Raw genomic sequence first — 12,568 nt, 5'->3', positions numbered from 1 at the left:
GACCGCCATGGATGGTGGGAATGTCTTATTTTTTATGGAAAAAAATAGACCATGCCGTCGTATTTTGAAAGCATCTAACGAAGCATAAAGGACTTTGAAACCCGCCAGAATGGAGTCTCTCAGGTATGCCACTTCTGTGTTACATCGATTTAAAAGGGAACACCATTTCTACATCAATGTGCCTTGAATTGAAAAACCTGAGAGACTCTGAACTGACCAGATATTTAATGAGATTGGTATAAGTATGGAATTGCTATCACAATATTGATGAATCCTGTTAATAAAAAAGCCCCGACAAAGTCAGGGCAATTTGTATTAACAATTAGCATCTATGGTTAAAAACGGATCATAGTGCTTCAAAATCATTCACGTTAATAGCGGCTAAACGTAGTTCATCAGCTTTTACCAATTGTTTATGTTCAGCCTCATTGATAATGTCTTTTTCTAACGCAACATCGAATAACTCGATCATTGGAAGTTTAGATTTTATATGTCCGCTACGTTGTGCTTTCTTCAGTTTCTTATATAAATCTTTTGCTGCGTATTTAGCTAAAAATGCATTTTCAACTTCCGCAATACCACTAGTATCACCCTCAAACTCACCACACAAGAAAGTAATACGGTCACGTGCAGGTCCAGGTTTCAACATACCTTTGACAACATCGACGGCTGATTTATCACTTGGAGCATTGAAGTAATTACCTAATGGGAAGATCAATACACGTAATAAAACAGCGGCAATTTTACTTGGGAAGTTACGAATAGCATCTTCAAGCGCCTTAGCGGCCAGGTGTAAACGCTCTGTCATCGCATAATGGACCGCAGGTAAATCATCTTGCTGACGGCCATTATCTTCAAACAGTTTTAATGTTGCAGATGCAAGATAGAGCTGACTTAATACATCGCCCATACGAGCGGAAATCATTTCCTTACGTTTGAGGTCGCCTCCCATGATCAACATCGACAAGTCTGTCATGATTGCTAATGCTGACGAAATACGAGTCATATCACGATAATATTGTTGTGTCGGGCCACTTACCGGGGCACTGGCAAAGCGGCTGCCGGTTAACGCACAACCAAATGAACGCAAAGCATTACTTATTGCATAACCAATATGTCCGAGCAACAGCGAATCAAAACGGTCTAGAGCAGATGTTTCATCTTCCATTGCAGCGGCTTCCATTTCAGCCAAAACATACGGATGACAACGGGTTGCACCTTGACCAAAAATCATCAATGAACGGGTAAGAATATTGGCACCTTCTACTGTAATTGAGATCGGATTTGCCATAAACGCATGACCTAAATAGTTTTTAGGGCCTAATTGAATTCCTTTACCAGATTGAATATCCATTGCATCTTCAAGCACGTCACGACCGAGTTCTGTCATGTGGTATTTAGCAATAGCGGTAACAACTGAAGGCTTCACTTTCAAGTCGATGCCTTGTGTTGTTAAACGGCGTGCTGCTTCAAGCTGATAAGTATTGGCAATAATACGGGCCATGGCTTCTTGCACACCTTCGAAATGACCAATAGACATGCCAAACTGTTGGCGAACATAACTATAAGCCGTCGTTGTTTTTGTCGATACATGCCCAGATGCTGTAGCAAGTGCAGGTAATGAAATACCTCGACCAGCAGATAAACATTCAACCAGCATACGCCAGCCTTTACCCGCAAATTGAGGGCCACCAATAATCCAATCTAATGGTATGAATACATCTTCACCGCTTGTAGTCCCGTTCATAAATGCCATCATTAATGGATTATGCCGACGACCAATCTCAACACCTTCATGGTCGGTTGGGATTAACGCACAGGTAATACCAAGATTTTTTACATCACCCAAGAGACCATCTGGGTCACGCATTTGGAACGCAAGCCCTAGTACTGTCGCCACAGGTGCTAATGTAATATAACGTTTATTCCAGGTTAGGCTTAACCCTAATGTCTCTTCTCCTTCAAACTCACGACGACAAACAATACCCATATCTGGAATAGCACCAGCATCGCTGCCAGCTTCAGGGCCTGTTAATGCAAAACATGGAATATCTTTACCGACCGCTAATGAGGGTAACCAACGCTCTTTTTGTTCTTGAGTACCATAATGGGTTAATAATTCACCAGGGCCTAAAGAGTTTGGCACCATAACTGTCACCGCCGCACTCACACTACGAGTGGCAATTTTTGCTACGATAGTTGAGTTTGCATAAGCGGAAAACTCACGTCCACCGTATTTTTTAGGAATAATTAAAGCAAAGAAACCTTCATCTTTAAAATATTGCCATAATTCTGGTGGCAAATCTTTACGATTATGAACAATATCAAAATCGTCAATCATGGTTAATGCCGTTTGAACTTGGTTATTAATAAAGTCCTGTTCTTCAGCCGTTAATGTTGGCTTACCGTAACCGTGCAAGGTATTCCAATTGGGTTTACCACGAAATAACTCACCTTCCCACCAAACATCACCCGCTTCCATGGCTTCTTTCTCGGTACTCGACAAAGGTGGCAACACTTTTTTGAAGAACGAAAAAACCGGACGCGTGATAAGTTGCATCCTAATATTTCGTACGCCAAAGAGGACAATGATCGCTATAACAAGCAATATGACGATACTCATTTTATACCTTCTTAGTTTGTTAGCACAGGGACAGCAACACCCGCTGCCATGTAAGGAATAACTTTACGGATAATCGCTTCTGTGTCGTTATGCTCACCATAATCGGCAGCAGCGATTTCATTTAATGCATCTGCCGATGCCATGGTGAACACTATGGTTCCCAGGGTAAAATGCAAACGCCAAAACATTTCGGCCGGAGGAATATGCGGTGCACTTGCAACCACAGCTTGTACAAATGTAGCCAAATATTCACCATAGTGCGTTGTAATAAACCAGCGCAAATGACCTTGGCTTTCAATATAACCACGCCCCAATAACTGCAAAAAGATAATCGTACCACCATGACGAACTTTATTCAGTTCGAGTAACGGTTTAATTAAAGCAGAAAAAATCTCGTTAAGTGAAGCATTTTCCGGCGCATGATGTATATGATTAATCTCTACTGAAGCACTTGGCATAAACACATCTAAGTATCTTGCTAAAACTGCACGAATTAATTCTTTTTTCGAACCAAAATGGTAATTGACTGATGCCAAATTGACTTCAGCTTTGCTGGTGATCAGCCGTAAAGAAGTTTCAGAAAACCCCCTTTCAGCAAACAACTTTTCAGCTGCGTCGAGTATTCTAGTTTTTGTATCAGTACGGCTTGCCATTCTAGGACCCAAGTTAATTTAAACACCTGTTTAAATTAATCATTGAGCACACAGATGTCAATCGAAATTGTCAGCTATTTTTATAAAGTGTAACCACAAAAACCGTAACAACCACACCAGATTATTAACTTTTATGCAAAGTTTACTCTTTTTGGGTACACTGACGTCGATAAGAAAAACATGGATACCAATGATATGAACTTTCCTTTAAAACAACCGTCTAAAACTGCACTTGTTGTCTCTCTTGTTTTAGGACTAAGCGCCTGTAATAACTCACATGAGACTGCTACTACTCCTGTAGAAAAAATTGATTCCACGTCTGCCATTAATTTTATTAATCAAGCAGAAGCAGAATTAGCCAACTTGTCAATTGAAGCCAACCGTGCTGAATGGATTTACTCTAATTTTATCACCGATGATACCGCTGCGCTATCGGCCGCAATGGGCGAAAGAATCACTTCTACATCGGTACGCTACGCGACTGAAGCGACTAAATACGCAAATGTAGAACTCGATGATCTAAACACAAGAAAGCTTAATAGTATACGTAGTAGCCTTGTATTACCTTCACCATTAGATCCTGCTAAAAATGCTGAACTGGCGAGTATCAGCGCTGAACTGAATGGACTTTATGGCAAAGGAAAATATTGTTTTTCCGATGGTCGCTGTCTTACCCAACCTGAATTATCCAACATCATGGCAGAGTCAAAAGACCCAGCACTGCTTTTAGAAGCTTGGCAAGGCTGGCGTGAAATATCAAAGCCAATGCGACCATTGTTTGAACGTGAAGTAGCATTAGCCAATGAAGGTGCAAAAGAACTTGGCTATGCTGATTTATCGGAATTATGGCGTAGTCAATACGACATGGAACCAGCAGCATTTTCAGCAGAACTTGACCGTTTATGGGCACAAATAAAACCACTTTATGATTCACTACACTGTTATGTTCGAGGTGAGCTAAATGAACAATACGGCGATGAAATAGCGCCAAAAACAGGTCCAATTCCAGCTCATCTGTTGGGAAACATGTGGGCACAACAATGGGGCGCAATTTATAACAGTGTTGCCCCAAAAGATGCTGATCCTGGATATGATGTCACTGAGTTATTGGCAAAAAATGGTTATGACGAAATTAAAATGGTCAAACAAGCTGAAGGCTTTTTTACCTCTTTAGGCTTTGATGAATTACCTGAAAGCTTCTGGAAACGTTCACTATTTGTCCAACCCGAAGACCGCGATGTAGTGTGTCATGCATCGGCATGGGATCTCGATAACGAAGACGATATTCGCATTAAAATGTGTATTCAGAAAAATGCCGAAGATTTTACCGTTATTCACCATGAATTAGGTCATAACTTCTATCAACGAGCATATAAAAATCAACCATTCATCTTTAAGAACTCCGCAAACGACGGCTTTCATGAAGCCATTGGTGACACAATTGCACTGTCGATTACCCCCAAATACTTGAACCAAATTGGTTTGTTAGAGACCGTACCGGATGCCTCTAAAGACATTGGCTTATTATTAAAGCAAGCATTGGATAAAATTGCCTTTATGCCATTTGGTTTAATGATTGACCAATGGCGTTGGCAAGTATTTAACGGCACCATTAAACCAGAACAATATAATCAAGCTTGGTGGGATTTACGTTTAAAGTACCAAGGAATTAACGCCCCAATAACTCGCAGCGAAGCAGACTTTGACCCTGGTGCTAAATATCACGTACCCGGCAATGTCCCATACACGCGCTATTTCTTGGCACATGTGCTGCAATTCCAATTCCACAAAGCGTTATGTAATATTGCTGGAGATACAGGTCCCGTACATCGCTGTAGTATCTACGGCAATACAGCTGCTGGAGCTAAATTAAACCAGATGCTTGAAATAGGAGCTAGCCAGCCATGGCCAGAAGCACTTAACATCGTCACTGGTACGAAGGAAATGGATGCAAAAGCAGTCTTAGATTACTTTGCACCTTTACAAGTCTGGTTAGATACATAAAACACTGAAGCTAACCGTCAATGCGGTTGGTAAACGCTCAAGAGAGTAAAAACGACTAATTTAACGCAGTATTATTGAATCACGTTTTTATCTTAGCATAACAAAAATGGTGCTAATCATTAGCGCCATTTTTGATTCATCATCCGCTGGTCGCAAATTAAGTAACCAAATATAATATTGTAGCGTTTACCTTCCTTTCTTAGGGAACCACCATACCTCAACAATGCACCTAAACTGAAAAACCTGAATAACCCTAGCGGTCACATAGTCATGGAATGTGTATAACGCTCGCTTTGCAAGTTGAGCATCTGTTACAATTAAGCACTAAACCTTATAAAAAATAGTTGCCATTGATGATTGTTTTTAAATACGGTCGGATTGTCATTCTTGGTCAGCATAAAGCGGCATAACGAGACGGTATATGCCCCCTTCCACTGAGATTTACATATTTTGTAAAGATTCTATTCTTTAGCGGTGTGGATGATTAATTTATAGTTATGTTTACGGTATCGCTTGCCATTATTGATTGCGAAAAAGAGAAAACACCTTGAAAAAAAAATTGTCCCTATTAAATACATCATGGTTAACGTTACTGCTATTAGCTGTCAGTTTGTGTGTCAGCTCATTAAACATATCAGCAGCACCTATTCCTCACAAGTCTTTAAATACTCGTTACACTGATTTAACTCATGCTGTTGAACAGCTAGACTTAGCCGCAATCGAAAAAATATACACTCAGGATGCGATATATATTTCTGAAACACAAGACAAAGGAATAGTTAGCGGCAAAGAGAATATTTTACGTTTATATAGTCATTTTTTTAATAGAATAAAACGTAAAAATGCAAAGTTGGAAGTCGATTTCCGTGTTCTTATGCGACACAGTGAAGGAAATAACACAACTGATATCGGTTATTACCTAGTTCGTTTTCATCCGGGAAAAGAGTCTGGAGAACCTGTCAGTGAGTTTGCAGGTAAATTTGTGACCGTTTTTAACAAAGAGGATCAGCATAAATGGAAAATTAGCGTTGATTCAAATACTCACGCAGCCCCCAAATTTTATTATGACGCCAAACCAGTACCAAACCTATACTATGGGCGACAGTTTATTACCCCGCCAACAGAATTGAACCAGCACCCATAATGATCGAACTAACATCCAATCTTATCAATTTATGCCCTTGTGGGAGTCATCAACTGTACCCACACTGCTGTCAGCCATTTCATTTAAATGCCGCAACAGCTGAGTCTGTAGAACAATTAATGCGTTCAAGGTATTGTGCATTTGTTGTTGGTGAATTTGATTATTTAATGACAACACATCACCCACAACACCGCCAAGGTATGACAGTGGAACAACTGGCCCAACATAATACCCACTGGTTAGGGTTACAAGTGCTCAATTGTAAGCAAAAGGAAGAGTCTGGCGAGGTCATATTTAAAGCGTGGTATTTAGAAGATAAGAAAATTGATGCAATCTATGAATGTTCCAACTTTGTACTGCTAAATGGTATTTGGTTATACACCTCGGGTAAACAAATGCATACCTCCTTACCGGGTCGAAATGAACCATGTATTTGTAACAGCGGCAAAAAATTCAAGCAATGTTGTGCAAAAAAGATGGGATAACTAAAGTCATAAACAACGCTAACCTAGTTGTAACCAGCCTAGTTGGCGAGCAAGTTAATGATTATTAACGATTAATGGTTGTTCAAATTTAGTCATTTTTTGCTCATGCGCATTAATAAACAAAGCAAAATCATTTACCCGAATTGCCGGGCTATATAAATATCCTTGCGCATGGTGACATGCACTCATGGTTAAAAACTCTTCTTGTTCTTTCGTTTCAACACCTTCAGCTGTTAATGAAATATTTAGCGCTTTAGCCATTGCAATAATGGCACTAACAATCTCACGACTTTCGCGGCTTGATGAAATATCCATAATAAACGAGCGATCAATTTTTAATTTCGATATTGGAAACTGTTTCAAATACTTCATTGAACTGTAACCCGTCCCAAAGTCATCAATCGCGAGTCCGACACCTAACTCTGCAAGTTCATGGCATAAATTAATGGCATAGCGAATATCACCCATTAATTCAGTTTCTGTGATTTCTAATATTAACGTTTTTGGTTTAATGCGATAACGAGTCACTAAACGCCACACTTGTTCATAAAGATTACCACTAAAAAATTGTCTTGCTGCTACGTTTACATGCATCGCAATATTAACGTTTTTATGTTGCCATAAATTGAGTTGCTTACAGGCGGTTTCTAGCACCCACTCCCCAATTTGATTGATCATGCCACTTTGTTCCGCAATCTCGATAAACGCACCAGGATATAACACGCCTTTTTTAGGGTGATGCCAACGAATTAGCGCCTCTGCACCTATGTATTGATTACTTTGTAAATCCATTAAAGGTTGATAATAAAGTTCAAACTCACGACCACGAATGGCGTGTTGTAAATCACGTTCTATTTCTGCATTAGTGGTAAAGGTATCGAGGAGGTTTTCGTTGAAAATCTGATAATGAATATCTGTTTTTTTCTTAGCATGTTGTAGCGTGATATCAGCACAAGATAAAGGGCTAAATAACCCGATTACTGATTTGATATCTACAGCCGCAATTGCGGGTTTGGGCTCTATTCTCTCACGGGATATCACAGATGATGCCGCTAAATTCATATACAGTCGACCGATCATCTGTTCTAAATCGGTTACTGAAGAATTGGCAGGCAACAACATTGCAAATTCATCACTGCCTATTCTAGCAACATCAATTGCGTTTGCAGCATAGGCAAAATGCTTTAATCGTCTTGCTGTTTCAATGAGTAAACTGTCGCCATGTTCATGACCATGGGTGTCATTAAAACGTTTGAAACCTAATAAATCAACTAGGATTAGTATGCCTTCTGTCGCGCGATCTAAAATAGGCGTAAAGTGAATGCGGTTATGTAATCCGGTCAATGGACAATGCCATGCCAAACGTTCTAATTCTGCTTTGTGTAAATATTCTGCCGAATTGTCATAACTAGACACTAAAGCATAATGTTTGCCTTGTTCTGTCACGAATGGGGTAATATGATAATTTAGCCAATATTCACTTCCATTGCTTCGTTCAAGCTTAAGGTCACCTTTCACCGTTTCGTTATTGTGTAATTTATCAATAATATGATCAAGCCGTTGAGGTTTTTCCTTAAAAAAATCAAGGCATAATGCACTATTATGTTCTACTGAAGATCGAGGTAAACCGGTCATTTTTTCGTGAGCACTATTAACATACTCAATAATACGACTGTCAGTATTGACGAGCATAACCACATGTTCAGATTGCTCTGTGGCATTTCGTAACAGATAAATTTGCTCGTTGCTGTCATAGGTATAACGGGTAGATAAGGTGAGTGCTAATTGGTCAGCACATTGAATAGCAAACTGAATATCAGATGTGGTCCAGTGCACTTCTTCACAACTTTCAATAGAAAGAACCCCTTCTATATGGCCATTTATCCTAATGGCGATATCAGTGCTTGTTAGAATATTATGATGTTTATAATAATCAGAAAACGCTTCAACAAGATCAATGTGAGGTGTGTCGGTGGATAAAATATACCGGTGGGAACGTAATTCATCAAAATAAGCCGACTCAATCGTCATTTGTCGCATATGTGAGAAATGAATTAGATTGTCGCTAGTTTTACTTGCCACTAAAGTTTGTTCACAAACAAAATCATTATTTACAACTTTTGCGTCGCCTATATCTTTGTCATCTAAAGTCCAAACTGAAACAAATGATGCAGAAAAATAATCATGCAATAGTTGGCACACCAACTCAGAGGTTTTTGTAAAGTCACCCTGTTGCTTAGCACTGGAATTTACTATTAATTCCAACAGGTGCTGTTGCTCTTGTCGATTCATTTAAATCCCGAAAATGGCTTCATTCCCCTAACTCTTTGACAATATTGGTTCAGTTCAATTGTTATTTTTAGTACTGTTTTTAGAACAAAAGTCAAATATTAGGGTAATACATTGGGAGCGAAACTCGCATTAAAGGTATACACTATTTTACATTAGTAAAACCAACTATACCCTTGATTAAGTAAATCAGATTACACGCGATACTCTCAAACAGCAATCCTTTCGTAATATATTGTTACGGTTTAATTGGATTGCAGATTCGTAAATCTTTTTGCATAAAAACTGTTTAACAACAGACATATGACATATCTTTCGCTAAACAAACAATAACGATAATTAAAGTTGATTTTCAAGTTGAAAAATCATTTTCTCGACACTAAATGCAAAATCAAGCTTCAAAGTAATCGTTTCATCCGCCTCGATGATCTCAGTTTTGGTATCGTTAAAACGTTGTAGTGCAGCCTGTTCTATTGTTTTCGCTTGAATCGATGCATCATCGCCAACAAAATTTAGTACTAATAAAGTATCTTCAGCCTCAACAACAGCACCAATATCAACATAACTACCACACTCAGCACAACTGTCACTGACGTTACTTTGTTGCTGTTTAATTTGTTTAATCATTAGTTTACTCCGTCATGAACGTTAGCTTGAATTGCAAATATAACTCAGTTTAGGGGAGCTTTTACTAGCAATGCTCACAATTACGTAAAATATTCGACCAATCTAGGGCCTATTAATCTTTCAAGGTTATTTTTGCAGCGAATTGTTGGTCATTACTTAAATATGAGCTACAAGACAGAGGCTTTGTGGTGTAGTTCTCCTACATTAAAAGCCGATAACGCAGCAATACTGACCAACAAACGCTGCCCGAAATGTTCGGCTAAAAACGCGTTACTCTTTATTGAGTGAAACTTTTCAAAGTGATATTTGCTTAGATTGCTAGGCAGTAATCAACTCGCCTCGATTAACACGTTTTTATCACTAACAAAATTAACCTGCAAAGCTCTGCAGTTCTTAATAAAGCTCACTATTTTTGTCTCGATGTTAACTGGTCAAAACGAGTCTAAGCTGATTGTATTGATAAAGTATTAGAAATTTTCCGTTGGGTACTCAACTGATCAAGAAAATGCATGTCTTCTATAGGAGTGTGCTGTTTATATGCATTGATCGCTTTACTTTTTGTTAGATAATCGCAGTTACTCAGTACTTCTACCATTGAATCAGGTTGTGCCCCCCTAATAACTAGGGCTTCCGGTGTTAAAGCTTGTTGAAGTTGAAACTGCCGTGCACCGTGCAGCCGAAAAATATCTGCATTGTCGGTGGTATCGGGATGAACAGAAATATCGTCGACAAGTAATTGGGGGTTAGGTAACGAGAACTGCTTACGCAGTTTTTGAGTACTTTCGATATCATTATCTAATTGAAATTGAGCCATATCACGAGCATCAACTGACAGCATAGCTAATAGCAAACCAAATTCACCGCGACGATTGTGCTCAATCGCAACGTTTAATCGGTTCCCTATTTGTAACTCATTGACTAAAGTTGATTCAATTTGCATATAAAAACATCATAACTACTGCTCGATGCTATTTTATCGACCAAACAGTTATAAACTTTAGCAATATATTCAATTTTACACTTTACATATAAAAGGTTTCTGACTACTATGGCGGCCGCAATTGAGGAGGGGTTCCCGAGTGGCCAAAGGGATCAGACTGTAAATCTGACGGCTCAGCCTTCGAAGGTTCGAATCCTTCTCCCTCCACCATTTGCCTTGTTATATGTGTAAAGAGTTAAAATGTAAAAAAGAAAGTAGAAAAAGAAATATGTGGAGGGGTTCCCGAGTGGCCAAAGGGATCAGACTGTAAATCTGACGGCTCAGCCTTCGAAGGTTCGAATCCTTCTCCCTCCACCATCTTTTTTAATTGATACTTTTCTTGCTGTGGAGGGGTTCCCGAGTGGCCAAAGGGATCAGACTGTAAATCTGACGGCTCAGCCTTCGAAGGTTCGAATCCTTCTCCCTCCACCATTTTACATCTCCGTCTATATGCCCTATCTATTTTATTATTTCTAAATCACTATTGCTTTATCCTTATCTCATCCGTATTAATACCTGTTAATGACTTTCATGCCGCGCAAAAATAAAACCTATTAAAACTTATCAAGCACTTATGTTGATTTAACACTATTTTTCATTATTTATTTTCGTTATTATATATATTCATTTGGAATAACGAGTTAGTCTCATGCCAACATCTTGGGTCAATCAGGCCATCGCAAAAATTGAAGCAGACTATCAACGTTCTGCAGATACACACCTAATTAAACTAGATTTACCACAGCTTGATGGTGTGGACATATATTTAAAAGATGAAAGTACCCACCCCACGGGCAGTTTAAAGCACCGCTTAGCACGCTCATTATTTCTATATGCACTATGTAATGGTTGGATAAAACAAGACACCCCAATCATTGAATCATCTTCAGGCAGTACCGCGGTATCCGAAGCTTACTTCGCTCGCTTACTCGGCTTACCTTTTATAGCCGTAATGCCAAAAACCACTGCAAAAAAGAAAATTCAGCAAATCGAGTTTTACGGTGGTCAATGTCATTATGTTGATAACGGTAGTCAGATGTATCCAGAATCGGCTCGATTAGCTAATGAATTAAACGGTCATTATATTGATCAGTTTACTTATGCTGAGCGTGCGACGGATTGGCGAGGTAATAACAATATTGCAGATTCTATTTTCAATCAGATGGAAAAAGAGCCATATCCAGTGCCAAGTTGGATTGTGATGAGTCCAGGTACAGGTGGTACGAGTGCCACAATAGGCCGATATATCCGTTTTCAGCAGCAAACAACTCAATTATGTGTTGTCGATCCTGAAAACTCGGTATTTTATGATTACTTTCATAATGGTGATGCCAATATTGTTTGTGAAACAAACAGTAAAATTGAGGGCATTGGCCGTCCAAGAGTCGAGCCATCTTTTATTGCAGGTGTCGTTGACAGTATGATGAAAATTCCAGATGCAGCCTCGGTTGCAACAATTCAGTGGCTAGAGCAACTTCTTGGTCGTAAAACTGGCGCCTCAACAGGTACCAATTTATACGGTGCATTATTACTCGCAACTAGCATGCAACAAACAGGGCAAAAAGGCTCAATTGTGACCTTGATTTGTGATTCTGGTGATCGTTATTTAGATACCTATTACGACCCAGAATGGATTAAAAATAATATCGGTTGTGTTAAATTCTATCAAGATAAGCTACTGGCATTTAACACAACAGGTTTATTGAACTAATCAATAACAATGCCGTTGATACAGCAACGGCATTGAGTATTTTGTTGCAGAAA

Annotated in this window: 9 protein-coding genes and 3 tRNA genes; 7 read left to right on the top strand and 5 right to left on the bottom strand. The window is 39.1% G+C overall.

The window, feature by feature from the left end; genetic code table 11:
• Positions 1-346: 346 nt before the first annotated feature.
• Both ACWXWT_RS10980 and ACWXWT_RS10975 read right to left on the bottom strand, forming a co-directional pair.
• Entirely contained in the window at positions 347-2,623 is a 2,277-nt protein-coding gene (locus ACWXWT_RS10980) for an acyl-CoA dehydrogenase (protein WP_456041623.1), read from the bottom strand.
• A gap of 11 nt (positions 2,624-2,634) precedes the next feature.
• Positions 2,635-3,276 (bottom strand): TetR/AcrR family transcriptional regulator, encoded by a 642-nt coding sequence (locus tag ACWXWT_RS10975; protein ID WP_456041622.1) that lies wholly within the window; start codon positions 3,274-3,276, stop codon positions 2,635-2,637.
• Positions 3,277-3,471: 195 nt separating this feature from the next.
• On the opposite strand from ACWXWT_RS10975, the gene ACWXWT_RS10970 reads away from it, so the two are divergent.
• From ACWXWT_RS10970 to ACWXWT_RS10960, 3 genes are all read left to right on the top strand, one after another.
• Complete coding sequence (locus ACWXWT_RS10970) at positions 3,472-5,280, top strand: M2 family metallopeptidase (RefSeq protein WP_456041624.1); 1,809 nt, start codon at positions 3,472-3,474, stop codon at positions 5,278-5,280.
• Positions 5,281-5,827: 547 nt separating this feature from the next.
• On the top strand, positions 5,828-6,424 hold the full coding sequence (locus ACWXWT_RS10965; RefSeq protein ID WP_456041621.1) for a YybH family protein: 597 nt from the start codon (positions 5,828-5,830) through the stop codon (positions 6,422-6,424).
• A complete protein-coding gene (locus tag ACWXWT_RS10960; protein ID WP_456041620.1) occupies positions 6,424-6,909 on the top strand; it encodes a YchJ family protein in 486 nt (161 codons plus the stop codon). Before ACWXWT_RS10965 ends, ACWXWT_RS10960 begins: the two co-directional genes overlap by 1 nt.
• Positions 6,910-6,963: 54 nt before the next feature.
• Here the strand turns inward: ACWXWT_RS10960 and ACWXWT_RS10955 are convergent, their stop codons facing one another.
• The 3 genes from ACWXWT_RS10955 to ACWXWT_RS10945 form a co-directional block, all read right to left on the bottom strand.
• The gene (locus ACWXWT_RS10955; RefSeq protein WP_456041619.1) at positions 6,964-9,201 is read right to left on the bottom strand and encodes an EAL domain-containing protein; all 2,238 of its coding nucleotides are present in this window, start codon (positions 9,199-9,201) and stop codon (positions 6,964-6,966) included.
• Between the two features lie 336 nt (positions 9,202-9,537).
• Positions 9,538-9,825: a DUF406 family protein gene (locus tag ACWXWT_RS10950; RefSeq protein WP_456041618.1), complete on the bottom strand. Its 288-nt coding sequence runs from the start codon at positions 9,823-9,825 to the stop codon at positions 9,538-9,540.
• 442 nt (positions 9,826-10,267) lie between these two features.
• Complete coding sequence (locus ACWXWT_RS10945; protein ID WP_456041617.1) at positions 10,268-10,765, bottom strand: VC2046/SO_2500 family protein; 498 nt, start codon at positions 10,763-10,765, stop codon at positions 10,268-10,270.
• Between the two features lie 125 nt (positions 10,766-10,890).
• Here ACWXWT_RS10945 and ACWXWT_RS10940 point away from each other — a divergent pair.
• From ACWXWT_RS10940 to ACWXWT_RS10925, 4 genes are all read left to right on the top strand, one after another.
• Positions 10,891-10,975 (top strand) — tRNA-Tyr (locus ACWXWT_RS10940).
• 62 nt (positions 10,976-11,037) lie between these two features.
• Positions 11,038-11,122: transfer RNA gene (locus tag ACWXWT_RS10935), tRNA-Tyr, on the top strand.
• A gap of 29 nt (positions 11,123-11,151) precedes the next feature.
• Positions 11,152-11,236: transfer RNA gene (locus ACWXWT_RS10930), tRNA-Tyr, on the top strand.
• A 217-nt stretch (positions 11,237-11,453) separates the two neighbouring features.
• Entirely contained in the window at positions 11,454-12,515 is a 1,062-nt protein-coding gene (locus ACWXWT_RS10925) for a PLP-dependent cysteine synthase family protein (RefSeq protein WP_456041616.1), read from the top strand.
• Positions 12,516-12,568: the final 53 nt, after the last annotated feature.

The organism is Shewanella sp. A22 (assembly GCF_053850585.1).
Note: the sequence above shows the minus strand (reverse complement) of the source record. Positions and strands in the feature narration are given on the sequence as shown.

What these genes read in the sequence shown, in the direction of transcription:
- ACWXWT_RS10955 (WP_456041619.1), bottom strand. Translation starts at nt 9,201, where the DNA reads ATGAATCGACAAGAGCAACAGCACCTGTTGGAATTAATAGTAAATTCC.
- ACWXWT_RS10975 (WP_456041622.1), bottom strand. Translation starts at nt 3,276, where the DNA reads ATGGCAAGCCGTACTGATACAAAAACTAGAATACTCGACGCAGCTGAA.
- ACWXWT_RS10950 (WP_456041618.1), bottom strand. Translation starts at nt 9,825, where the DNA reads ATGATTAAACAAATTAAACAGCAACAAAGTAACGTCAGTGACAGTTGT.
- ACWXWT_RS10925 (WP_456041616.1), top strand. Translation starts at nt 11,454, where the DNA reads ATGCCAACATCTTGGGTCAATCAGGCCATCGCAAAAATTGAAGCAGAC.
- ACWXWT_RS10945 (WP_456041617.1), bottom strand. Translation starts at nt 10,765, where the DNA reads ATGCAAATTGAATCAACTTTAGTCAATGAGTTACAAATAGGGAACCGA.
- ACWXWT_RS10960 (WP_456041620.1), top strand. Translation starts at nt 6,424, where the DNA reads ATGATCGAACTAACATCCAATCTTATCAATTTATGCCCTTGTGGGAGT.
- ACWXWT_RS10970 (WP_456041624.1), top strand. Translation starts at nt 3,472, where the DNA reads ATGAACTTTCCTTTAAAACAACCGTCTAAAACTGCACTTGTTGTCTCT.
- ACWXWT_RS10980 (WP_456041623.1), bottom strand. Translation starts at nt 2,623, where the DNA reads ATGAGTATCGTCATATTGCTTGTTATAGCGATCATTGTCCTCTTTGGC.